This is a genomic window from Ensifer sp. ENS08 (genome assembly GCF_014852195.1).
Classification (GTDB): Bacteria; Pseudomonadota; Alphaproteobacteria; order Rhizobiales; family Rhizobiaceae; genus Ensifer; species Ensifer adhaerens.
This window is the reverse complement of record NZ_JACVBF010000002.1, coordinates 284,912-307,537: the sequence shown is the minus strand read 5'-3', so window position 1 is coordinate 307,537 and position 22,626 is coordinate 284,912. Positions and strand designations below refer to the sequence as shown.

Annotated in this window: 26 protein-coding genes; 13 read left to right on the top strand and 13 right to left on the bottom strand. The window is 64.4% G+C overall.

Going from position 1 to position 22,626, the window contains the following annotated elements; all coding sequences use genetic code 11:
• Nucleotides 1-8: 8 nt before the first annotated feature.
• Complete coding sequence (locus IB272_RS07010) at nt 9-605, bottom strand: isochorismatase family protein (RefSeq protein WP_060582741.1); 597 nt, start codon at nt 603-605, stop codon at nt 9-11.
• Between the two features lie 6 nt (nt 606-611).
• Complete coding sequence (locus tag IB272_RS07005) at nt 612-1,076, bottom strand: Lrp/AsnC family transcriptional regulator (protein WP_043622517.1); 465 nt, start codon at nt 1,074-1,076, stop codon at nt 612-614.
• A gap of 189 nt (nt 1,077-1,265) precedes the next feature.
• Between IB272_RS07005 and IB272_RS07000 the strand changes: the two genes are divergently transcribed.
• Nucleotides 1,266-1,985 carry an aspartate/glutamate racemase family protein gene (locus IB272_RS07000; RefSeq protein ID WP_113135896.1) on the top strand — a complete coding sequence of 240 codons (720 nt, stop codon included), beginning with the start codon at nt 1,266-1,268 and terminating at the stop codon, nt 1,983-1,985.
• A gap of 62 nt (nt 1,986-2,047) precedes the next feature.
• Here the strand turns inward: IB272_RS07000 and IB272_RS35570 are convergent, their stop codons facing one another.
• The 4 genes from IB272_RS35570 to IB272_RS06980 all read right to left on the bottom strand — a co-directional run bounded on the left by IB272_RS35570 (nt 2,048) and on the right by IB272_RS06980 (nt 5,503).
• Nucleotides 2,048-2,938: a GrpB family protein gene (locus IB272_RS35570; protein WP_113135895.1), complete on the bottom strand. Its 891-nt coding sequence runs from the start codon at nt 2,936-2,938 to the stop codon at nt 2,048-2,050.
• Nucleotides 2,939-3,331 (bottom strand): glyoxalase/bleomycin resistance/dioxygenase family protein, encoded by a 393-nt coding sequence (locus IB272_RS06990; protein ID WP_060582740.1) that lies wholly within the window; start codon nt 3,329-3,331, stop codon nt 2,939-2,941.
• Nucleotides 3,332-3,383: 52 nt separating this feature from the next.
• Nucleotides 3,384-4,664, bottom strand: coding sequence for an NAD(P)/FAD-dependent oxidoreductase (locus IB272_RS06985; RefSeq protein ID WP_060582739.1), 1,281 nt, complete (start codon nt 4,662-4,664; stop codon nt 3,384-3,386).
• Between the two features lie 434 nt (nt 4,665-5,098).
• On the bottom strand, nt 5,099-5,503 hold the full coding sequence (locus tag IB272_RS06980; protein ID WP_034792759.1) for a helix-turn-helix domain-containing protein: 405 nt from the start codon (nt 5,501-5,503) through the stop codon (nt 5,099-5,101).
• 200 nt (nt 5,504-5,703) lie between these two features.
• On the opposite strand from IB272_RS06980, the gene IB272_RS06975 reads away from it, so the two are divergent.
• Nucleotides 5,704-6,588, top strand: a complete 885-nt coding sequence (locus IB272_RS06975; RefSeq protein WP_060516005.1) for an SDR family oxidoreductase — start codon at nt 5,704-5,706, stop codon at nt 6,586-6,588.
• Between the two features lie 207 nt (nt 6,589-6,795).
• Nucleotides 6,796-7,179: a VOC family protein gene (locus IB272_RS06970; protein ID WP_060516004.1), complete on the top strand. Its 384-nt coding sequence runs from the start codon at nt 6,796-6,798 to the stop codon at nt 7,177-7,179.
• 108 nt (nt 7,180-7,287) lie between these two features.
• On the opposite strand, the gene IB272_RS06965 is transcribed toward IB272_RS06970, so the two are convergent.
• The 3 genes from IB272_RS06965 to IB272_RS06955 form a co-directional block, all read right to left on the bottom strand.
• A complete protein-coding gene (locus tag IB272_RS06965) occupies nt 7,288-8,502 on the bottom strand; it encodes a multidrug effflux MFS transporter (protein WP_060582738.1) in 1,215 nt (404 codons plus the stop codon).
• A 99-nt stretch (nt 8,503-8,601) separates the two neighbouring features.
• Nucleotides 8,602-9,234, bottom strand: a complete 633-nt coding sequence (locus IB272_RS06960) for a histidine phosphatase family protein (protein ID WP_060582737.1) — start codon at nt 9,232-9,234, stop codon at nt 8,602-8,604.
• 12 nt (nt 9,235-9,246) lie between these two features.
• Entirely contained in the window at nt 9,247-9,999 is a 753-nt protein-coding gene (locus IB272_RS06955; protein WP_034792749.1) for a pyridoxine 5'-phosphate synthase, read from the bottom strand.
• A 473-nt stretch (nt 10,000-10,472) separates the two neighbouring features.
• On the opposite strand from IB272_RS06955, the gene IB272_RS06950 reads away from it, so the two are divergent.
• The 3 genes from IB272_RS06950 to IB272_RS06940 all read left to right on the top strand — a co-directional run bounded on the left by IB272_RS06950 (nt 10,473) and on the right by IB272_RS06940 (nt 13,586).
• Nucleotides 10,473-11,585 (top strand): hypothetical protein, encoded by a 1,113-nt coding sequence (locus IB272_RS06950; protein WP_034792748.1) that lies wholly within the window; start codon nt 10,473-10,475, stop codon nt 11,583-11,585.
• 397 nt (nt 11,586-11,982) lie between these two features.
• Nucleotides 11,983-12,657 (top strand): MerR family transcriptional regulator, encoded by a 675-nt coding sequence (locus IB272_RS06945; RefSeq protein WP_060582736.1) that lies wholly within the window; start codon nt 11,983-11,985, stop codon nt 12,655-12,657.
• 254 nt (nt 12,658-12,911) lie between these two features.
• Nucleotides 12,912-13,586 (top strand): hypothetical protein, encoded by a 675-nt coding sequence (locus IB272_RS06940; RefSeq protein ID WP_034792746.1) that lies wholly within the window; start codon nt 12,912-12,914, stop codon nt 13,584-13,586.
• 20 nt (nt 13,587-13,606) lie between these two features.
• Here the strand turns inward: IB272_RS06940 and IB272_RS06935 are convergent, their stop codons facing one another.
• Both IB272_RS06935 and IB272_RS06930 read right to left on the bottom strand, forming a co-directional pair.
• On the bottom strand, nt 13,607-13,966 hold the full coding sequence (locus tag IB272_RS06935) for a VOC family protein (RefSeq protein WP_034792745.1): 360 nt from the start codon (nt 13,964-13,966) through the stop codon (nt 13,607-13,609).
• Between the two features lie 26 nt (nt 13,967-13,992).
• Entirely contained in the window at nt 13,993-15,120 is a 1,128-nt protein-coding gene (locus tag IB272_RS06930) for an ATP-dependent RecD-like DNA helicase (protein ID WP_034792744.1), read from the bottom strand.
• A 403-nt stretch (nt 15,121-15,523) separates the two neighbouring features.
• Between IB272_RS06930 and IB272_RS06925 the strand changes: the two genes are divergently transcribed.
• Together IB272_RS06925 and IB272_RS06920 are read left to right on the top strand one after the other, a co-directional pair.
• Entirely contained in the window at nt 15,524-16,612 is a 1,089-nt protein-coding gene (locus IB272_RS06925; protein ID WP_034792742.1) for an AbrB family transcriptional regulator, read from the top strand.
• Nucleotides 16,613-16,658: 46 nt separating this feature from the next.
• The gene (locus IB272_RS06920) at nt 16,659-17,081 is read left to right on the top strand and encodes a hypothetical protein (protein ID WP_051659255.1); all 423 of its coding nucleotides are present in this window, start codon (nt 16,659-16,661) and stop codon (nt 17,079-17,081) included.
• Between the two features lie 38 nt (nt 17,082-17,119).
• Here the strand turns inward: IB272_RS06920 and IB272_RS06915 are convergent, their stop codons facing one another.
• A complete protein-coding gene (locus IB272_RS06915; protein WP_034792740.1) occupies nt 17,120-18,010 on the bottom strand; it encodes a LysR family transcriptional regulator in 891 nt (296 codons plus the stop codon).
• Between the two features lie 97 nt (nt 18,011-18,107).
• On the opposite strand from IB272_RS06915, the gene IB272_RS06910 reads away from it, so the two are divergent.
• From IB272_RS06910 to IB272_RS06895, 4 genes are all read left to right on the top strand, one after another.
• Nucleotides 18,108-19,091, top strand: coding sequence for a quinone oxidoreductase (locus IB272_RS06910; protein ID WP_034792738.1), 984 nt, complete (start codon nt 18,108-18,110; stop codon nt 19,089-19,091).
• Between the two features lie 256 nt (nt 19,092-19,347).
• Nucleotides 19,348-19,725 carry a lipoprotein gene (locus IB272_RS06905; RefSeq protein ID WP_034792736.1) on the top strand — a complete coding sequence of 126 codons (378 nt, stop codon included), beginning with the start codon at nt 19,348-19,350 and terminating at the stop codon, nt 19,723-19,725.
• Nucleotides 19,709-20,260, top strand: a complete 552-nt coding sequence (locus IB272_RS06900) for an RNA polymerase sigma factor (protein WP_034792734.1) — start codon at nt 19,709-19,711, stop codon at nt 20,258-20,260. The genes IB272_RS06905 and IB272_RS06900 overlap by 17 nt, the downstream gene beginning before the upstream one ends.
• A complete protein-coding gene (locus IB272_RS06895; protein ID WP_060582734.1) occupies nt 20,257-21,090 on the top strand; it encodes an anti-sigma factor in 834 nt (277 codons plus the stop codon). Before IB272_RS06900 ends, IB272_RS06895 begins: the two co-directional genes overlap by 4 nt.
• Nucleotides 21,091-21,235: 145 nt before the next feature.
• On the opposite strand, the gene IB272_RS06890 is transcribed toward IB272_RS06895, so the two are convergent.
• Entirely contained in the window at nt 21,236-21,871 is a 636-nt protein-coding gene (locus IB272_RS06890) for a TetR family transcriptional regulator (protein WP_060515992.1), read from the bottom strand.
• A gap of 90 nt (nt 21,872-21,961) precedes the next feature.
• Between IB272_RS06890 and IB272_RS06885 the strand changes: the two genes are divergently transcribed.
• Nucleotides 21,962-22,615 carry a class I SAM-dependent methyltransferase gene (locus tag IB272_RS06885; protein ID WP_060515991.1) on the top strand — a complete coding sequence of 218 codons (654 nt, stop codon included), beginning with the start codon at nt 21,962-21,964 and terminating at the stop codon, nt 22,613-22,615.
• Nucleotides 22,616-22,626 lie beyond the last annotated feature (11 nt).

The window sequence follows — 22,626 nt, the reverse complement described above, 5'->3', positions numbered from 1 at the left end:
GGGGAAGCTTAAGAGGACGGAGACGCGACGGCGAAGGTGATGTCTTCCACCGCATCCGTGAGCACGATCTCGTCACCGAGCGACCATTCGGCCGCGCGTGCGGCGAGACGCGCAGGCACCATCGGCGAGCGGCCAGGCCCGGGCGGCACGTCATAGGTGGCGTGTGCGTCATTGGCGAGGATCACGGTGAAGTCCTTAGCCATGGCCGTGCGGGCTGTCGCCGCCAGGCACATTTCCGAAAGCATGCCGCAGATCGCGATCGTCTCGACCTTGCGCGCCCGGAGCTGGTCTTCGAGATCGGTGCCGTCGAAGCCGTCGTCGTTCCGTTTGCGCACCACCACCTCGCCTGACTTGGCGGCAAAGAACAACTGCCAGCCATCGGTCTCCGGTTCGTCGACGGCGCCCTTGGGCCCATCGTTCTGCAGGAAGATCACCGGCACGCCGGCCGAACGCGCCTTCTGCAGAAGCAGGCCAACGGCCCGTTGCAGATCGACATGGCCGGGCACGGCTTCAGGCCCGGAAATAAAGGCCCGCTGCACATCGACAATCACCAGCGCATCGGCAACGTCGCCACCGACCGCCTTGCTCACAGCGTCATTCGTCATTTCGCCTCACACCGCATAATCGACCGGCACCGCCGTGCCGCTCTTCAGGATTTCCATCGAGATCGAGGCGGAGACGTCGAAGAGTTCGACCTTGCGCACGATCTGCTTGTAGACCACGTCGTAGTGCTCGACACGCGGCAGCACGACCTTGACGATATAGTCATGATTTCCCGTCAAACGATGGGCCTCGACGATTTCGGGGATATCGCTGATCGCCCGGCGGAAGGTTTCGATCCATTCGTCCGAGTGGTGCGCCGTCTTGATCAGGGCAAACACGGTCGTCGGCACGCCCATGCGCTCGCGGTCGAGCACGACGATGCGCCTGGCGATGTAACCCGCCTCCTCCAGCCGCTGGATGCGGCGCGAACAGGCTGAAAGCGACAGGTTCACCCGCTCCGCCAATTCGCCGACGGCCACACTCGCATCCTGCTGCAGCAGCGCCAGCAGCTTCCTGTCTCTATCGTCGAGCACGCCGATCCCTCCCATGATCAGAAATTCATACGCTACATAATTGCACATTCACTTCAGCATGCGCAAACCATTCGCGCGCATGGCCGCTTTTGCTCCCATCAAAGCGAACCATTGCTGCCGACCCTGCGGCATAGTTCAGCCCATCAAACGACGGTCGCCACGGACGGCGGCAGTAGCGGACAGAGAGGAATGGTTATGCGCAAGATCGGTTTTATCGGCGGCATGAGCTTCGAAAGCTCGGCGGTCTACTATCGCATGGTCAACGAGGCCGTTCGCGACCACCTGGGCGGGCTGCATTCGGCCGAGGTGCTTTTGCATTCCGTCGACTTCCAGTCGATCGTCGACCTGCAGAAGGCCGGCCGCTGGGAAGACGCTGCCAAGCGGCTTGCCGATGTCGCCCAGGGCGTCGAAGCGGCCGGTGCGGACTGCGTGCTGATCTGCACCAACACCATGCACCTGATCGCCGATCAGGTTCAGGCAGCAATCGACATCCCCCTCATCAACATCATCGACGAGACGGCAGCGCGCCTGAAGGCCGCAGGCAGCCGCCGGCCGCTGCTGCTTGCCACCCGCTACACCATGGAGCACGGCTTTTATGCCGAGCGTATGAGAAGCCACGGCATCGACATCCTGGTGCCGGATGCGGACGGCCGCACCCTCGTGCACGATGTCATCTTCGACGAGCTTTGCGCCGGCAAGGTGCTGCGCTCGTCCCGCCGGGCGCTGATCGAATTGATCGACAAGGCCGAAGCGGAAGGCGCGGACGCCGTCATCCTCGGCTGCACCGAAATCTGTCTGACCCTCGACCCGAGAGCCTTGCCGCTGCCGGGCTTCGATTCCACCGCGATCCACGCGGAAGCTGCCGTCGAATTCGCACTAGATGGGGTTTGCCTCAAGCGGGCCGCGTAGTTAGCCGAGGGCTAGGCTAGGCTGCCCAATCGCGCCACATGGATCAGCCGCCACAAAGACGGCTATCGGCGGCGCGCAAGCGGCTGCAGGAAGACGCGCTCGTAGCTCACGAACGGCGGATCGTCGGCGTAAAGCGCGTTCGCTGCCATCCCATCGGGATCCGCGGCCACATCGCTGCGATAGCGCAGATACGCCGCCTCGTCCGCAAAGGTGAAGAGCGCGACGGCGATGTCGCCGGCTCCATCTTCGCCCACCCCCGGAAAAATGGCGCCAACGCCCTCAGGTTTTTCGCGCGGCACGAAATAGCCGTGATGCGTCCCGCCATGCCGCTCGATCAGCGTCATCCAGGTTTGCGCATAGGCCTCGAATTCCGCCAGGCGGCCCGGTTTCAGCCGGTAGCGGATCTCGCAAGTGACTGTTGCTTGCACCATAGCGGACCGATCTCCTGTCATCCGGTCTTCGCGGTCGACGATCGCGTCGACGAAGCGCGTCTTCTCAGCGGTGTAGCGATCGCCGTCATATCGATAGGCCTCGGCGAGGCGTGCCTTCAGCGCCGCGTAGGCCAAGGCGGTGTCCGCATGGCTGCGCAGATGGTCGCGGAAGACAAGACGCCGTCGATGGGTCTCGTTGTCCGGCGGGCAGAGATAGACGCGCCGCTTCGGCTCGACCCCCTGCAGCATAAAGGCCCAGACATCGTCGTCGTACCGGTTGCCGCGCGCCTGGTAGCCGGCCGCAACGAGCAAGGCGCTGGCAGCCGCAATGTCGGGAAGCCCCCTCAAGGTGACATCGATGTCGATGACGGCCTTTGCCGCCATGCCGGGAACGGCCGTGCTGCCGATATGATCGACGGCGATGACCAGCGCATCCAGGATGCGCCTGAGATCCTGCGCGATCTCCCGGTAACGCTGCGGCCAGTTGGGATCATAGGCAACGATTTCCACCCGTGTCGCCATTCAGAACTCCGTCTCGTGGTCGATGCCACCCTTTCCCGGACGCGGCCCACGAAGGCCGATACAATTGCCCCAGGGGTCGCGCACCTGGCACATCCACAGCCCCTCCTGGATCGCCATCGGCCCGCGATAGAGAACCGCGCCGAGCGCCTCGAAATGGGCGAGCGCCCGATCGAGGTTCGCGACCGCCCAGTAGACGACGGAACCGGCAGCACCGCTCGCCACCTTCTCGTCGGCCTGGACGATTTCGAGATCGATGGTGCCGATCCGCAGATAGGAAAAATCAAAGGCGGCAAGAAAACGATGTTCAGCGTCGGGAAATGCGCGCTGATACCAGGCAAGACCCGCCTGCGTATCGGCCACATGCACCAGAATGGCCGCCACGCCGTCCGCCATCAACCCCTCCATCCGCCATCCGGATCGCCTTGATACAGGATTCGCGGCCGTCTCAGGTGGAAATCGCCGGAGCGGCCGCTTGGCCGCGCCCGTCCGCGCCGCCCCGCACCGCCTGCCAATCGCATTCGGCAAGCCCCGCCGGCTTGAACGGGTCGATCAGCGTGCCCGAGACGATCGAGGCGAGCAGCCCCTGCATCGGCGGGGTGCGCGCAACTGTGGCTACCAGCCTGTCGCGCAGCCAGGCGAGAGCCGTCGAGTCCGACTGGTAGAACGGCGTGAAGAGAAGCGACAGCAACTGGAACAGCGCGACGTGGTTGCGGCGTGCGGCGGCATAGGCGGCAAGTGCGGCATCGAGATCGCCAGCCGTCTCCAGCGCATGCGAAAGTGCTGCGACGTCGAGCAGCGCCATATTCGCCCCCTGCCCGAGCTGCGGGCTCGTCGAATGGGCGCTGTCGCCGACAAAGGCGATGCGGCCGGCGACCGGCCGGCGCATCGTGCGGTGCGCATAGCGCGCCAGCGTCAGTTGCTCCCAGTCACTGATCTGATCCAGCAACGGCGCACAATCCGGCCAGTAATCGAGAATGCGCGCCTTCCAGCGATCGAGCCCGGCCTGCCGTATCACGTCTGCGTCCGCTACCCGGAGGCTCCAGAAGAAGGCGACCCGGTCGCGCTCGCCCATCCGCGCGCGGCCCGCCGGCAGGATGCCGATCATCACCTTCGCCCGGTCGTAGCGCTGCACCAAAGCTTGCGCATCATGATTGAGGCCGTCGCTGTCGAGCGTCGCCCAGAAGGCGCCATAGGCAAGCTCGCGCACCTTGGGCGCGGCGGTCGAACCGGCTGCCAGCGCCGAGCGTGCGCCGCTTGCATCGATCACCAGATCATAGGCGCCCGCCTCATGCCCTTGCGCGTCCAGCATCACCGCCTTGCCGCCAGCCATTCGAACCTCGGTCAGCGTGACGCCGGTCTTGACCGGCAGCCCGGCCGCGGCCACGGCATCGTGAAGCGTATTGAAGAGGGCCGCGCGCTGCACCGCCAGCCCGAAGCGCCCACCGGCGAGCGCATCATAGCGCACGTCGAGCACGGTGCGCCCGGATTTGGCATCGGCGCCATAGAGCCGGTCGATCCGGCTGCCGAGGACCAGCATCGGCTGCAACAGGCCGAGTGTGTTCAGGACCGTCAGCCCCGTCGGCTGCAGCATCAACCCGGAACCGACAGGTGAAGCTGCGTCGAACCGCTCGAGGATCTCCACCCGATGACCGCGCCGCGACAGCATCAGTGCCGCTGCCAGCCCCGCCGGGCCGGCGCCCGCTATGCCGATATGAAGTCTCTTCATGGTTCCCCGACGCAGATGATCGGCGAAACTATAGGGAAAATCAAAGTGCTAGGGCAAGGTCACGCCACCGGGACACGACGTCGCGCGTGGCGCTTGACGTTGCGTCATGCTGCAATGAAGTGGCCGCGCCTCATCCGGCCTGCCGGCCATCCTCTCCCCGCAGGCGGGCGAAGGGTACGCGTGGCACCCGCTCGTTCCATCGTCGCTCCCGCCAATTGTGTCACCGTGGCAACGATCGGCGCGCCTTCGGTCTCATCTGACGGCTGCCCCACTCGGCAACGCTCCGACCGGGCGCGTCCCCTCTCCCCGCCTGCGGGGAGAGGGTTAGGGTGAGGGGCAAGCCCCACGAAACGATCACCGGACACGAAAATAGCAGGCGCGCCACAGCGCAACCAACCCGCGACTAAGGGGCATCATCGCCGCTACGAAACGCCCTACCCCTGCGCGTCATACACCTCGCGCGCGGCCCGAATGGCGCCGTGGTTTTCCACAGACCAGTCGACGAAGTGCTTGAGCAGGCCGAGCAGCGAGCGCCCGAGATCGGTCAGCGCATATTCGACGCTCGGCGGCTGTGTGGGGTAGACGGTGCGGTGGATGTAGCCGTCGCGCTGCAGGTCCCGCAGCGTCTGGGTCAACATGCGCTGGGAGATGTCGGGGATCAGCCGGCGGAGCTGCGAGAAGCGCAAGGGGCCGTCGGCGAGCGACAGGATCATCAGCGAGTTCCACTTGCCGCCGATATTGTCCATGACGTCGCGGACCGGGCAGTTTTCCATATCCATCGGCACGCCGCAGACGATCGCCACGCGCTTGCCCTTCATGTCCCCGGTCGGCTTGTTCATCGGCGGTACCCTTTTTGTAACCACAGCAGAAAAAACTGCCTCCTTTACAGCCCTACTGCGATTACGCGATAAGAGCAAGTCTCAAAAAGAGACCATGTGCCGAAGCATCTCCCAGGCAACGGCAGGAAGAGCCGGCGAGGCCTGCGCCGCGGCGTTCTGCGCGCGTTTCCGTCTCGGCCAAAACAGAAAAGGTAAAGACCATGTCCGATACATTGCTCGTCACCGGCGCAACCGGCCAACTCGGCAAGCTCGTGCTCGACCAGTTGCTTGCGTCCGGCATCGCACCGGCCCGGATCATCGCCACCAGCCGCGATACGGCGAAGCTCGCCGATTATATCGCCAGGGGTGTTCAGGCCCGCGTCGCCGATTTCGACGATCCCGCTTCGCTCGACCAGGCCTTTGCCGGCGCCGACCGGATCCTGATTATCTCGACCGACGCGCTGGACCAGCCCGGCAAGCGGCTGAAGCAACATCTGGCCGCCGTCGCGGCTGCGAAGAAGGCCGGCGCCAAGCACATCGTCTACACTTCGATGCCGAGCCCGGAAACCTCGGTCATTCCCTTCGCACCCGATCATCTCGGCACTGAAAACGCCATCAAGGCGACCGGCATTCCCTATACGATCCTGCGCAACGGCTGGTACATGGAGAACCTGTTCATGGCGCTGCCGCATGCCCTTGAGACCGGGCAATGGTATTCTTCTTCGGGCGAAGGCCGCCTCGCCCACATCGCCCGCGGTGATGCCGCCAAGGCCGCAGCCGCAGCCCTTGCCGCCTCCACAAGCGAGAGCCACACCTATACGCTGACGGGCGGCGAGCTGCGCTCGACGGACGAGATCGCAGCCCTCGTCGCCAAGGCGACCGGCAAGTCCCTCAACGTCGTGCACATCTCCGACGAGGCGCTCGCAGGCGGCCTGAAGAGCGCCGGCCTGCCGGACTTCCTGATCCCGATCGTCGTTTCCTTCGACGCCAACACCCGCGGGGGCCACATCGACATGGTGACGGGCGATGTCACCGCGCTGACCGGCGCGACGCCGGTGACGCTCGCCGCCTTTCTCGAAGCGAGCAAGGCGCGACTTGCCAGCTAAGCGGTAAGCCAGGCAGCGGGAGCCCGGCCGTTGGCGTCGGGCTCTCGAAACGACCTTTGCTATGCTGTCGGCACCGGGAGGGCACGAGCTGCCCGCCCTGCCGGCCAGACAATCTTCGCCATGGTCGTCACTGCCATTTGTTCTTGCTTTGTTCACGTTTTCGCTCTATGAATTCTCCTGGCTTCACCGCTTAAAAAAAGGGAAATCATGAGCGTTTATCTGACCGTCGGTACATTGGATTCCGCCAGATCCAATGCCTTCTACGATGCCACCCTGGCGACGATCGGCTGGAAGGCGCACACGGACTTTCCGGACTGGCGCGCCTATTCCGAAGGCGGAACCGGCAATGGTCCCGTGCTGTGGGTCTGCAAGCCCTTCAACAATGAACCGGCAAGCGCTGGAAATGGTTCGATGGTCGGCTTCATGGTCCAGTCCCGTCAGGACGTCGATGCCTTCTACCAGGCAGGCATGGCCAATGGCGGAACGGATGAGGGCGCCCCCAATCCGCGGCCGCATTATGGGCCGCACTGGTACGCGGCCTACATGCGCGATCCCTCCGGAAACAAGATTTCCGTCGTCTATAACGGTTAGCCCATCGCTGCCTTGGCCGGGCACGGTAACCGGGCATCCGAAGCACCGCGCTCGCCGGCATGGGAAGGCTGATGCCTGGCACGCAGGCTTGGCAGCTTTTGCCGTCGCCTACCGGATGGCCTCCACCGGCGAAGCATCGGCCCTCAGCGCAAGCTCGGCCAGAACGAGCGCGCCGACGCCAGCGAGAAAGAAGCCGGCCGAGAGATTGAGCGTCGTGCCATCGTAGAAAGCGCCCACCGCGATCGAAAACACCGTCGCCACGAGGCTGGAGCCGGAGGCGATCAGCGATGCGCCGAGCCCGGCCACCTGCCCGAGCGAACGCATGGCCATGGCGTTGAGATTGCCGAACAGCACGCCGACCGCAAAGAAGGCGGCAAAGCCGAGCACCAGCAGCATCGCAAGCGGTGGCCGCCCGCCCCAATAGAGCGATGCCGCAAGCATCGCCAGCCCTGCCGCGGCCAGGCCCACAAAACCCCGGCGCGCCATCGCCTCCGCGCCGAAGCGCTGCACGAGCTTGGCATTGAGAAACGAGGCAAGCCCGATGCCCATCGCCAGCATGGCAAAATAGAGCGGGAAGGTCTCACCGATCCCGTAGGCGTCGAAAAAGAGATCGGCGGCCGTGCTCAGATAGAGAAGCTGCGCGCCGAAGACGAGCCCGGTCGCGACGATCAGCAACGTCACCCGCCGATGCGACAGGATGCGCCGCCCGTTCGATAAGAGCAGACCCAGGCGAAAGGGGATGCGTTTGTCGGCCGGCAATGTTTCCGGCTGCCGCATCACCAGCCACAGGCCGAGAACGCCCGCCGCCGCGAGATAGACGGCAAAGATGCTGCGCCAGCCGGCTACAGTGATGATCCCCTGCGCCAGTGTCGGCGCCAGCATCGGCACCAGAATGAACAGCGTGAACATGAACGACATGACGCGGGCCATGGCGTCACCCTCGAACTGGTCGCGGATCATCGCCCTCGTCGCGATCTTCGGCCCGGAGACGCCGACACCCTGAAGAAACCGGCCGAGGATGACCATTTCGAGCGAGTTCGCCACCATGGCGATGACCGTTCCGAGCCCATAGACGCCAAGGCCCAGGACCAGCGCCCTCTTCCGCCCCATCGCATCGGAAAGCGGCCCGAGCAGCAGTTCGCCGAACGCCATGCCGAGAATGAACAGCGAAATCACATGCTGGGTGGAAAGCGGCGGCGCGACGCCGACGTCGGCGCCGATCTGGCGCAGACCCGGCAACAGCGCGTCGATGCTGATCGAGGTCAGCGATGTGAGAAGCGCATAGAGAACGATGCGCTCGCGAAAACTGGTCTGAATGATCATGGGCCGGAGATGGGCGAGAGGACGGGCTTACTCTATAGCAGCCCCCGTTGCAGATTGCATTGCGTTCGCGCCTGCGTTGCCCTGAGTATTTTCAGGATGTTACGGCGTCTCATTTGCCAGATGCGCGGCATCCGCCAGACGGACGACGGCGCGATTCCTGAAAAAATCATCCTCGCGCAGATGGGTGATGCTTCCGGATTTCGCCGTGAAGCTCAAGAAACCTGCGGCCTCGATTGGAACCTTCATCCAGGCCGCCATCACCAGCGTCAGCGTGAAACCGTGGGTGACGATGATCTGCGCCTGACATGGCCTGGCGACGATCGCCTCGACGCAAGGGTAGACCCGAAGCGCCACGTCGCGGCGGGTTTCCGCACCCTCTATGCCGCAATCATGATCCAGCCGATTGTCGTCCGGCGCCGCGGTATAGCGCGCGTCGAGCCAGGCCTGCGGCCTGCCGCCGGCCACGCCATAGCTGATTTCGCGAAGAGCGGCGGTTTCCGTCACGGGCGCGGCAAGGCGCGCGGCGATCGCCGCCGCCGTTTCAGCGGTGCGCAAAAGGTCGGAGCTGAAGATCTCGACCTGTCTCCCGCCGACAAGGGTCGCAAGACGCTCGGCCGTGGCCGCCGCATCCTTTCGGCCGCGCTCGCTCAGGCCGGTATCGTACCAGCCGCCCACCCTGCCCTCGACATGGTGGACGGATTGCGTGTGGGTGACGACGAAGAGTTCCTTCATGGCGAAGGCGCCTCAGACCTCCTGCCCGCAGGCGCGACGGAAGCGGCGCACGGTCTCGGCCATGCCGTATTCCAGCGCATCGGCGGTCAGGCCGTGGCCGATCGACACTTCGGCAAGGTTCGGAATGTGCCTGGCAAGCAGCGGCAGGTTGGCGACCGTCAGGTCGTGGCCGGCATTGACGTCGAGACCGAGCTCGGCCGCCAGCGCCGCCGTGCGGCCAAGCTCGCCGGCGATCTTCTCGGCCTTTTCCGGATCGTCATAGCAGCCGCCATAGGGGCCGGTGTAGAGTTCGATGCGGTCCGCACCCGTTTCCTTGGCGATGCGCAGCGCCTCCATGTCCTCGTCGCCATCGGCAAACAGCGAAACGCGAAAACCCTTCTTCTTCAGCCGGCCGACCACATGGCCGAGCAGATTGTGGTTCTTGCGGAAATCCCAACCGTGGTCGGAGGTCGCCTGCGCCGGATCGTCGGGCACCAGCGTCACCTGTTCCGGCCGGTGCGCTTCGACGAGACCGAGAAACTCCTCGTTCGGGTAGCCTTCCATGTTGAATTCCGTCTCCGGGAATGCGCCGTCGATCAGGTCGCGGATCGGCTGCAGGTCGGAAAAGCGGACATGGCGCTGATCCGGCCGGGGATGCACCGTCAGGCCGGCGGCGCCGGCTTCGAGCGCAATGCGCCCGAGTGCGGTGACGGAGGGCCAGGGTAGATCGCGCCGGTTGCGAAGCATTGCGACGGCATTCAGATTCACGGACAGTTTTGCAGGCATGTCTGAACTTTCCAGAGGCGGGGCCGCTCACGGCCCGATGCGGGCAATGTGGATGCAATGTTCTACTGCATATTTAACGAAAGCAGAAACGGTTTGAGGTCGGGATTATGCAGCAATTCCAAGGAGTACCAATGCAATATCCGCGTCAATGGCGCGCAGTGCGTTTGCCCGCCTTGTCTTGATCAAATCTTGACAATCGATCTCTCTAATATGCAGGAAAGCTCAATCACCGGAACGAGACCTTCGGGCCGCCGGCACGCCGGCACCGGGCGAGCGAGCACCGCTACGATCTGTCACAGGGATTGAGGACGCAATTTTTACGTTTATTTCAGAAAAAACTCAAATTTGGCGTCTATCACCCCTGACAACCACTTCTTTTGGCCTTAAATTTCCGAATCAGATCGAATGGCCCTGGCCTACGCCGCGATCGCCTTCATAGATTTTTAGATCACATGACCCTGGAGCAAGCACCGATGACGACGGTCGAAAGACCCTGCGATGAGACGATACGGCGGACGCTCCGTCGCATCCTCGAAAGCAAGGCTTTCGCGCGCTCCGAGCGCTTGCGGGCGTTCCTCGCCTATGTCGTCGAAAAGGAGATGATCGGCGAAGGCCATCAGCTCAAGGGGTACTCGATCGCCATCGACGTCTTCGACCGGCCACAGGCCTTCAACGCCGACAGCGACCCGCTGGTGCGCGTGCATGCCGGCAAGCTGCGCAAGCTGCTCAAGGCCTTCTACGAGGGCGACGGCGCCGACGAGGATTGGCGCATTGCCATTCCCAAGGGAACCTACGTTCCGGAATACCGCCACGCGCGGACGGAAGTGGCCGAAACTGCCGCCCCCGCGCCGCGTCAGCCGAAGCCGGCCAAGCGGCGCTTTGCCGGGCATCGCCCCGCCTGGCCGCCAGCCCCGCTCTCCTCGCCGCTCTCCGTTCTGAGCGTCCTGCCGCTGTTGCTCTTTGCACCGATGCCGTCGCAGGAAATGACGCTGGACCTCGACGCCCAGGCCAAGCTCTTCAACGCCCGCCACGCAACCGAGCGGGTGCTGCCCGCCGTTACCGTGAAGCTCAGCGGCGCCGAAAACAGCGATGCGAAGGCCTTCGCCACGGCGCTGCGGCTTGCCGCCCAGCGCCACAAGACGCTGGCGCGCGCCACCGATGGCGACACCGGCCGACCGGTCTCGCGCAACTCAGCACTTTCCTTCACAGTCCAGGTGACCTGGTACGACGCACCGGCCCAGGGCATTCGCGTCACCCTCTCCCATGACGGCGAGAACGTGCCGATGCGCCAGGACTTCATCACCTGGAAGCGGCTCGAGACCGAGCCTGACCTGCTTTTCGAGAGCATGTCGCTCGCCGCCGAACTGTTTTCGCTCGATGGCGAGATCTATAATCACGCCCGCGAAGAGCAGATCGAAAGCCCGCTGATGGGCTGCATGGCCGCCACCCAGCGCTATCGCAAGCACCTCACCCGCGACACCTTCGAGACCGCCTGGTCCTGCCAGCAAAAACTCTCGCCGCTGCGCGGCGACGAGCCGCTGTTCATCCTCAGCGCCAACAGCCCGCTCAAGGTCATCGGACACTGAGCCTGCCCGGCGGGGCGGGCAAAGGCCGGTCCGCATGAAGCGGCTGCGACCCCCGGTCCGCCACATTCGCCTGCCATACTGGGACTGGTCATATTAGCGATTCGCGTATACGGTACACGCATGCGTTGGGAATGGGTGCCTGGGTGCTCGTCAGGCAAGCATCGATGTCCTGAGTAAACCGTGCCTTGCGCGCGGAGGTGCCCCAACCGAGCAGCAGGTATTGTCGTTGACGATCAACGAGTGCCTCACCGCGCGGATCCGTCCGCACCTTTGAGACCCGACGATCGCCACCGCTTCCGGACGCGGATTGCGCGCGCCCCTGGGTCGGTCTCGATTCAGGAAATTGCAGAAACAGCGCGTCGAAAGACGCGCAGGCTGTAGACCGGGGACCTTCGACATGCCGCGAGACCACTGGAAATTCGAGGGCGTGCTGGCCGCGCCCGATCGTGTCGGCTTTCTGCCCGACCTGCCGCTTCCCCACCACGACCCCACGACGCCGCTGGCGATCGCCGACATGGCCGACGCTTTCGGCGTCACCCATCGCACGCTGCACTTCTACGAGGAAAAGGGGCTCCTGACCGCCGCCCGCATGGGGCCGATGCGGGTCTACAACGAAGATCACATTCGCCGCATGGCCGTCATCAACGCCTGCCGCGAGATCGACATGCCGATCTCGACCATCCTGGAACTGCTGACCGGACTTGCGGGCACCGAGGAGCAGGCCGAAGCCGACAAGCTGTTTCGCGACGCCCTGCTGGCCCGACGGCGTGAGCTTGCCGCCCAGCAGGCAAACCTGCGCCGGCAGATGCAGCGCATCACCGAGCTGCTCGAAGCCACCGACGGAGGCGAAGCCACCGATGAGGACGGCCATGTCCATCTCTCGCCGATCGAAAGCGAGTGCCTGACCTTCATGGCCGACGGCTATCCGGCGGCGCGCATCGCCGGCCTGATGGACATGGACGTGGCAGCAGCGCTTACCCTTGAAGCCGGCATCATCCGCAAGTTCGGCGCTAACAACCGCTTCCAGGCGATCGCCAAGGCGGTGCTTTCAGGCATGATCTCGCCGGAATAGCGAGGACACGGCAGCCTCCCCCGATGCCTTGCCGTCCGCATCCTCGTGCGTGAAGAGGACGAGGTCGCGTTGCGCCTCGCCTCGGTCACGACGCTCTCCTGCAGCCCCCTGCCCGCAGGCCTGCCACAGTAAGGCGCGCCGAACAGTTTGCAGGTCCACGCGGCACAATTCTCTTGAACGGCAGACATTGCGGTGTCGCCATTATCCCGCACGTGTTACGAGGGCGCCTGAACAAATACGGACGAGAGACCCCGATGCTTCCCTGGATAGAGCTGGACCGCGCAACCATTCCCGGTGACGGCGACGAGCTGCGCCTGAAGCAGCGCGGGCAGGAATTCTCGATCATGCTCGGCTCGAACGAGCTGATGAACAGCCGGTTGAGCGGCTCGGAAGAAGCGCTGGCGACGCTCGCCCATGAGCGCATCGCCGGCGGCAAGAACCTGAGCATGCTGATCGGCGGCCTGGGCATGGGCTTTACCTTGCGCGCGGCCCTTGCCGTGCTGCCAGGCGATGCCCGCGTGACCGTCGCCGAACTGGTTCCGGCCGTCGTCGACTGGGCTCGCGGCCCCATGGCCGAGCTGCACAAGGGCACGCTCGACGATCCCCGCGTCGATATCCATGTCGGCGATGTCGGCGCACTGATCCGCTCGAAGAAGGCCGCCTACGACGCCATCCTGCTCGATGTCGACAATGGCCCGGATGGCCTGACGCGCCCCTCCAACGACAGCCTCTACAGCCACACCGGCCTTCGCGCCGCGCAAGCCGCCCTTCGGGCTGGCGGCGTGCTTTCCGTCTGGTCGTCGGCACCCGACAGCGCCTTCACCCGCCGCCTGCGCGAAGTCGGCTTTGCCGCCGACGAGGTGAACGTGCGCGCCAACGGCAAACGCGGCGGCGCCCGCCATATGATTTGGATGGCAACGAAGCGGTAACAGCTCAAGACGGCTGCACCTCAGATCTTGCGGAAGGCGCGGCTCGATATCGAGATCGGATTGCCTGATGGGTCCTTCGCATTGGCGAACTGATAGCCATCGGCCTGATGGATGGCCCCGAATACCAGCCCTTCCTGAGCGCACCCTCGGCTGAAGGCTTCGACATCCCTGACATCGAACACTAGCTTGATGAGGGATTGGCCTTTCCGCGCGCCCTTGGCGGTCGGATGGACCATCAGGCTGGCGCCACCGTCTTGCGGGATCAGCTCGACGATACGGTCGCCCGCCTCGCGCGATGCCTGGAAGCCGAAGTGTTTTTCGTAGAAGCGAACCGTCGCTTCCACGTCATGGGCGTAGAGAATGATCCTGTTGATCGGCACGTCCGCATCCCTTCCGGCAGTGCGGTCTAGCGAACGATGGTCAGCCGCTCCGCAGCGCGAGTGATCGCGGTATAGAGCCAGCGCTCGCGGGTATCGCGGAAGGCCCAGCTTTCGTCGAACAGCACGACATTGTTCCACTGCGAGCCCTGCGCCTTGTGCACCGTCAGCGCGTAGCCGTAGTCGAACTCGTCGTAGCGCTTGCGCGTCGTCCAGGGGATCTCGCCCTCGACATCCTCGAAGGCCGCCTTCAACAGCTTGATCTTGGCGGCACCGCGATCCATGTCGTCGTCTTCGGGCCGGATCATCAGGTTGATCCCCGGCTTCACCGTCTCCTTCGAAGAACTCATCACCTGCCACAGCGAGCCGTTGAGCAGGCCCTTGGCCGGATCGTTCCTCAGGCACACGAGCTTGTCGCCCGATTGCGGATACTCGCTGGTAAAGCCTTTCAGTTCGCGCAGACGCTGGTTGTAGCGCCGGCGGGTCTTGTTGGTGCCGACCAGCACCTGGTCGGCCTCGAGCACCAGTTCCTGGTTCACCTGAGAGCGACCGATCACATGCGTCGTGCCATAGTCGCCATGCATGATTTCCTTGCCTTCGCGCACCTGCATGGCGAGCTGGATGATCGGATTGTCGCGCGCCTGGCGGTGAATGTCCGTCAGCAGGTAGTCCGGCTCTTGATTGGTGAAATAGCCGCCGCCCGTAACCGGCGGCAGCTGGCCGGGGTCGCCAAGCACCAGGATCGGCGTGCCGAAGCTCATCAGGTCCTTGCCGAGTGCCTCGTCCACCATCGAGCATTCGTCGACGATGATCAGCGCCGCCTTGGCGACCGGGCTCTGGCGGTTGATCGCAAACATCGGCGCGATCGAGGTCTTGCCGGTTTCCTCGTCGGAAACCTCCTCTTCGCCGCGCGGCCGGTAGATCAGCGAGTGAATGGTCTTGGCGTTGCTCGCGCCCTTGGAGCGCAGCACCTGCGCCGCCTTGCCGGTAAAGGCGGCAAACAGCACGTCGCCATCGACATGCTCGGCAAAATGCCGGGCCAGCGTCGTCTTGCCGGTACCGGCATAGCCGAACAGCCTAAAGAGCGGCGAGCGGCCCTCTTTCAGCCATTGCGAAACGGCCTTCAGGGCCTCGTCCTGTTGCGGTGCGAATTGCATGAGGTTGAGTGTCAGGATTCGGGCCGCACACGCAAGCCCGGAATTGCGGCCCCACCGGAGGACCAGGAGCCGCCAGCTTCGCGAGCGTCACCGCCGTGCGCAAAATTACCCCGTAAAATCAAGGCCGCGCCTCGTCACCGCTCCTTCCGGCGCGGCTTACGCCCGGCCGAATCTGTTCACGTTTTTTTCTCATTTCGCCTCCTGCCCGCACGGTGCTCGCATTGCCCGCTGGCAATCCTGTGGCACTTTCTTGCTCTGCCCCTTGAACGCAACGCCGCATTGTTGCTAACGAGCGTGACGTGATGGCGCCCGCGCTTCTGCTGGCGAAGACCATCGCTCAAAGCCCGTCAAGGCCGGCCCCGGTGGCCGTTCCCGCCTTTCCGGGTCATGCCGGAGAGTGCCCGTGAAAACCGACAAGCCAGCTGCGCCGCCCACCCCGGACAAGGTCGGCATCGGACGGTTCGCGCCCTGGCTGCAATGGAGCCTGCTGCTTGCGGTCTCCATCGTCCTTGCCTCGTTTTTCGAATTCATCGGCCTTCCGGCCGGGCTGCTCATGGGCCCGATGCTGGCCGCCGTGCTCGTCGGCATGAACGGCGGCACGATACGCCTGCCGCGCCAGCTGTTCTTCTGCGTGCAGTTCATCCTGGCAATGATGATTGCCGGTGCCATGACGCCGGGCATGCTCGCCACCTTCTCCGGCAACTGGCCGCTGTTTCTCGCCGTCATCCTCTCGGTCATCGCCGTCAGCACGCTCTGCGGCTGGGTCATCACCCGCATGCGCATCCTGCCGGGCACAACCGCGATCTGGGGATCGTCGGCAGGCGCCGCCTCGACCATGCTGCTGATGGCTGACGCCTATGGGGCCGATGCACGCCTCGTCGCCTTCATGCAGTATCTGCGCGTGATCTTCGTCGCCAGCACCGCGACCGTGGTTGCGCATATGTGGGTCACCGGCGCCGAAGCCGAGCAGACCACCCACTGGTTCGCACCGATCGACGGCCTGCTTTTCCTCGAGACAATCGCCGTCGGCCTTGGCGCAGCGCTCGCCGGCCGCTTCCTGCGCGTGCCCGCCGGTGCCTTCCTGCTGCCCTTCCTTCTCGGCGCCGTGCTGAACGTCTCAGGCGTCATGACCACCGCGCTGCCGCAATGGCTGCTGGCGATCTGTTTTGCCATGCTCGGCTGGAACATCGGCCTCGGCTTCACCCGCCAGATCCTCATCCATGCCCGCCGCGCGCTGGTGCCGACGATCATCTCGATCGTCGTGCTGATCTCGTTCTCCGGCCTGCTTGCCCTGCTTTTGATCAAGGTGGTCGGCATCGATCCGCTGACCGCCTATCTCGCCACCAGCCCCGGCGGCCTCGACTCGATCGCCGTCATTGCCGCCTCGAGCAATGTCGACCTCTCCTTCGTCATGGCCCTGCAGACAGCCCGCCTGCTGATCATCACCATGATCGGGCCGGCGCTCGCCCGCTTCGTCGCCGACCGGGCTTGACGATGTTCTCCCGGCACGTTTCCAATGCGCTGCCGGGAGAACACTCGTGAAGACGCTCAGAATCTATGGACCTCCGGAAGCCGCGCTTCCCTTCGACCTGCGCGACATCCTGCAGCGCCTCGCACCCCGCTCGCTGAGAGCGTCGTGGAGAGTTTCCGCCGTCGACGCAGGTTATCAATGGTTCGATGCCACCGGCCCCGGCGGCGACGTTCTGGAGAGTTGGGCCCAGTCCGGGAGCATGATCGAGGGCCGGCACCTGGCCGCCGCTGTGCAAGACGTTCTCCAGATCATCTGGGGAGAGTTTACCGGTTTCCTGCCCGGCACCCCGAACAGCCCCTGGATCGTCATTCGCGCCATCGACAGCACGTTTTACGAAATCACCACGGACGACGAGACGGTTCTGCAACGGGTGGAGACCGGTTTCCAGGGCGCTCGCCGTTCTGATGCCCCGTGGAAACCGGCCGACTAGCACCATCGGCTGCTCCCTCACGAAAGCGTCTGCAATCCTCAGGCGCTTTCCGCCAATCGCGCAGCGAAGCGCGCCATCACGGTGGAGACCGCCTCCTTGGTGAGCCGCACGCGCGGCAGTTCGGCCGATTGTTCATGGACCAGCAACCAGAGATCCGGGGCCAATGGCGGCGCCTCCGGCAGCAGCGGAGTGAAGCCTGCCGCCTCGGCCGCAAAGGCCGGAAGCACGGCAAAGCCGAGCCCGTTTTTCACCGCCGCCATCTGCGCGCCGAGCGAGGAGAAGCGCATCGCCGGCTGCAGGCCGGGGCATAGGGTTTCCAGCCAGGCGACCATAATCAGGTAGCTCAGCTCCTCGCTCCAGCCGATCAGCCGGTGGCGGTAGAGGTCGGCAGGTGCGCTCGGCATGCCGTGACGCGCGATGTAGCCAGGCATCGCATAAAGGCCGAAGGCGAGTTGGCCGAGCCTGCGCTGGCGATAGTTGCCCTGCTGCGGCCGCACCAGGCGCAGAACGATGTCGGCCTCTTCGCCGGCAAGCCGCACCGGGCGCACGCTCGAATGCATCTCCAGGCGGATTTCCGGATGCTCCAGCAGGAAACCGGCGAGGCCCGGCAACAGGACCTCCTGCCCCAACAGTTCAGGCACGTCGATGCGCACCGGGCCGGCAAGGTCGTTGTCCTTCTCCCGCGCCGTCCGCTCGAAGACCCGCATCTGCGCCTCGGCCCGTTCGGCCGGCGCCAAAAGCGCCTCGCCCGCCGGCGTCAGGTCGTAACCGTCGCGGTGCGGCCGGAAAAGCCTGACCTGCAACGCCGCCTCCAGCACCTCGATCCGGCGTGACACGGTCGATGCGCTGACACCAAGCCTGACGGAGGCCGCAGTCAGCGAGCGCGCATTGGCAACGGCAAGAAAGAATTTGAGATCGTTCCAGTCCATATTGCTTTCCATTTTTGGAAATCAGAATTGCGGAATGGTTTCTCGACCGAAGCCAGGAAATCAAGCAGTTTCTTCTGAAATCCGGAGAGAAACCAGCATGACGCCCAACATCGATACCTTTCGATTTTCCGAATTTGGCGAGCCGTCAGTGCTCGCCTTCAAGGCCGAGACGCTGGGCGAGCCCGGGCGCGGCGAAATCCAGATCCGCCATCTCGCCATCGGCGTGAACTACATCGACATTTATCACCGTCGGGGTTCGGCACCCCTGCCCCTGCCGAGCGGGATCGGCGTCGAAGGCGTCGGCGTGATCACCGCGCTTGGCGAAGGCGTCGAAGGCTTCTCGATTGGCGCACGCGTCGCCTATGTGGGCGGCCCGCCCGGCGCTTATGCCACCCACCGCAACCTGCCCGCCGCCCGGGCGCTGGCGCTGCCGGAGGAACTGGACAGCCGAGAGGTCGCAGCCCTCGTCTTCAAGGGACTGACCGTCGAATACCTGATCCGTCGCTGCATCGAGGTGAAGCCCGGCGACACGGTGCTCTTCCATGCGGCGGCCGGCGGTGTCGGCTCGATTGCCTGCCAGTGGCTGAGCCACATCGGCGCGACCGTCATCGGCACCGTCAGCTCCACAGAGAAAGCCGAAATCGCCCGGGCCAATGGCTGCCATCATGTCATCCTCTACAGCCAGGAGGATTTCCGGGTCCGCGTCGGCGAAATCACCGGTGGCAAGGGTGTCGGCGTCGTCTATGATTCCGTTGGCGCCGACACCTTCGCCAGGTCGCTCGACTGCCTGCGCCCGCGCGGCACGCTGGTTTCCTTCGGCGCCTCCTCCGGTCCGGTTCCCCCGCTCGACGTCGCCTCGCTCTCGGCCAAGGGCTCGCTCTATGTCACTCGTCCCTCGATCGCCCACTACACTGCCGAGCGAGGCGAGTACGAAGCGGCGGCGCGAGAGTTGTTCGGCGCCATGCAGGCAGGTGTCGTTCGTGCCCCAGCCATCACCACCTATCCGCTTCACGACGCCCGCAGGGCTCACGAAGACCTGGAGGCCCGGCGGACGACCGGATCCGTGGTCCTGCTGCCCTGAACGGCTGTCGCCTCCAACTGGTCAGCGCCCTATTCCCCCTCTCGTCGGCCGCGCGATGAACGTCGCGTGGCCGGATGCGTCCTGTGGCCGACCTGCAAGAACCGAACCGAAACTTCCGCCAGTTCTCCGGGAATAAATCCTGTGCTTGCCGTGTCTTACGGTTGGATCTGCACCATGCGGCTCCCGCGGAAACGGGACGAGGAGGCTTTTCGCCCGTTTCCGGACAGGAAAACCATCTTGAGGAAGGACAACTGCCATGAGAACGTTTCCACTGACGATCGCCATGCTGCTTGCGGCCAGCGTTACGGCTTTCGCCGCGCCGCCGGTCAAGGAAGTCGAGACCGCCAAGGGCAAGGTGCTGGCCGGAGAAAACGGCATGACGCTCTACACCTACAAGGACGATCATGGCGGCGTGTCCATGTGCTACGATGATTGCGCCAAGAACTGGCCGCCCTTCTTCGCGGAAGCCAGCGCCAAGGCAGATGGTGCCTATACGGTCGTCGAGCGCAAGGACGGCAAGAAGCAATGGGCCAAGGACGGTATGCCGCTCTACTTCTTCATCAAGGACAAGAAGATGGGTGACATGACCGGCGACGGCATGAAGAAGGGCGAATGGAATGTCGCCAAGCCGTAACGGCGGCAACGAGGATGCGGGGGCACCCCCCGCCTCCGACCGGTTCGAAGAGGATGTGCTGGCCCTGGTGCCGGCACTGCGGCGCTATGCCCGCAGCCTGGTGCGCTCGGACCCGGATGGCGAGGACCTGTTGCAGGATTGCGTGGAGAAGGTGCTTTCGCGCCGCGCGCAGTGGCGCGGCGTGAACCTGCGCGCCTGGGCCTTCACCATCATGACCAATCTCGGCCGCAACCGGCACCGCTATGTGGCGATGCACCCGCAGGTGGCGCTGGACGAGGACCTGGGCCTTGAGGCCGAGACCCACGAGAGCGACCCGCTGGAGCGCTCGCGGCTCGAACGGGCGCTGAACGGGCTTTCCACGGAGAACCGCTCGGTGCTGATGCTCGTGGTGATCGAAGGATACCGCTACCAGGACGTGGCCGAGATGATGGCCATACCGATCGGCACCGTGATGTCGCGCCTGTCGCGCGCGCGGCGCCAGCTTGCAGAAGCCATGAAGGACGACAATGTGATCAGCATGCGGAGACCGAAATGACGGAAGGCCACAACACCGTCTCCGAAGACGACCTGCACGCGTATGTCGACGGCGCCCTTGGCCCGCGCGAGCGGTTGCGGATCGAGCAATGGCTTGAGCAAAACCCCACGCAGGCCGAAGAGGTCCGGCAATGGCGGGCGCAGGCGGTCGAGTTGCGCGCGCTCTTTGCCGGCTATGCCCGCAGCAACGCCGATGACCGGGCTCTGCTTCTGAGCAACGGCAGCGAACGCCCGCAACCGGATCCCGGCAAGGACACCCGATCGTTTGCCATCATCGCCCGCGCCGTCGCCGCCGGCCTGGTGCTCTTTGCGGCCGGCGGCCTCACCGGCCTTTACGCGCCCTCCTTGCTCTCACCCGAGCAAAGCCCCCGGCTGACGCAGACGGCCGACAGCCTGCCGCGCCAGGCGCAATCGGCCTTCCTGGTCTATGCCAGCGAAGTGCGCCATGCCGTCGAGGTCGGCGCCGACGACCAGACCCATCTCGCGACCTGGCTTGGCAAGCGCCTCGATCATCCGCTCTCGATCCCTGATCTCTCCTCGCTCGGCTTCTCGCTGGTCGGCGGCCGGCTGCTGCCGGTCAACGGCAAGGCAGGCGCGATGTTCATGTATGAGGATGGCACCGGCCGACGGCTGACGGTGCTGCTCGGCCGCAACGACGACAACCGCGAAACCAGCTTCCGCATCGACGAGAACGACGGCGTCGAGACCTTCTACTGGATCGACGGCCCGCTCGGCTACGCCGTCACCGGCGAGGTGCCGCGCGATCTGCTGCAGCAGGTGGCGGATGAATGCTACCGGCAGTTCGAAAAGAGCGAGGCGACGAAGAGCTGAGGGGTGACCCAGCCAACGCCGATCAGGCTTTGTTGGCATGGTATTTCAAAGAGTTACAGTCGAGCCCGCACATTCGTCTCACCCTGCGTGACCCGAGACGCCCTGCGCTCAAAATCGCCGGGACGCTCACAATTTTCGGGATGCATCAGGTGCCGGCGCCCTTCGCCACGAGATAGGCCGAGAACATGTCGGCCATCGCATCCGCATAGGCCTCGATCTCCGCATCGCTGCGCGCCGTTCCCGAAAAGTCCTTCCCCACCGTCGTCATCGTCGTCATGATCAGGTCACCGGCAAGTTCCCTGAGGTCGGTGGGTGCGTTCGGAAGAAGCTCGATCATGAACTGGTCGATGAGCGGATCGTTGGCCTCCTTGGCTTCCCGGGCTTCGGGCGCATCGCGATAAAGGGGTGCCGCGTCGCCCAGGGCAACCCGAACGGCCGCTTCCTCGCATTCCGAGCGCAGGAAGGCGTGAACCAGCGACCGCAGCCGATCGAGCGGCGACCGCGACCCGTCACTGAGGATCGTCGCCAGCAGCCCCGACGTCTGCCGCCATTCGTCGCTTTGCAGGCGGAACAGGATCGCGCCCTTGTTGGGAAAATACTGGTACAGCGACCCGACGCTGACGCCCGCCCGTTCCGCGACGCGGGCCGTGGTAAATCGCTGCGCGCCCTCCTCCTCCAAAACCTGAACAGCAGCCTGGAGAATGGCCTTCACCAGCTCGTTCGAACGCGCCTGCTTGGGCGCTTTTCGTGAAGAAATACGGGCACTTGATCTGTTGGGCATTGGCACCGTCCGCAATGCGATTAGCGAATGCGACGAATTATTCGTATTTTCCTCGTGAACGCAAGCCCATCGAAAACGAAGGAACATCCGATGACCACGCTCACCAGCCAGCCTCTCAAGGGCCTTCTCGACCGCCTGTTCGACGAGGCCGATGCCGCGACCAGCCCCGCAGTCGCGCAACTGCCCGCAAGCGAACGCGAACGATTGCTGCACAGCAAGACCGAATATCTGCAGCTCTACGGGCTCTTGAAGGATCTGTGGCTTCCGGTTTCGCGTGAGACCGGCAACCTCCTCTACATGCTCGCCTGCGCAAGCCGCGCCCGCCGGATCGTCGAGTTCGGAACGTCCTTCGGCATTTCGACGCTCTTTCTCGCAGCGGCGCTGCGCGACAACGGCGGCGGCGAGCTGATCACCAGCGAATTCGAACCGGCGAAGGTGGCGCGGTCCGGACAGAACCTCACGGCAGCCGGTCTCGAGGATCTCGTCGAGATCCGGCAGGGTGACGCGCTGACGACTTTCACCGACCTTCCCGACGCGATCGATCTGGTGCTGCTCGACGGGGCAAAACCGATCTATCTCGACGTCTTCAAGCTGATCGAGCCTCGCCTGCGTCCAGGCGCCCTGATCATCGCCGACGACGCCGACAGTTGCCCGGAATATCTCGACTACATCCGTTCGGCCCCCGGCACCTACCTGTCGACACCGTTTGCCGAGGACATCGAAGTGACGATGCGCCTCGCCTGATCGGCGCCATC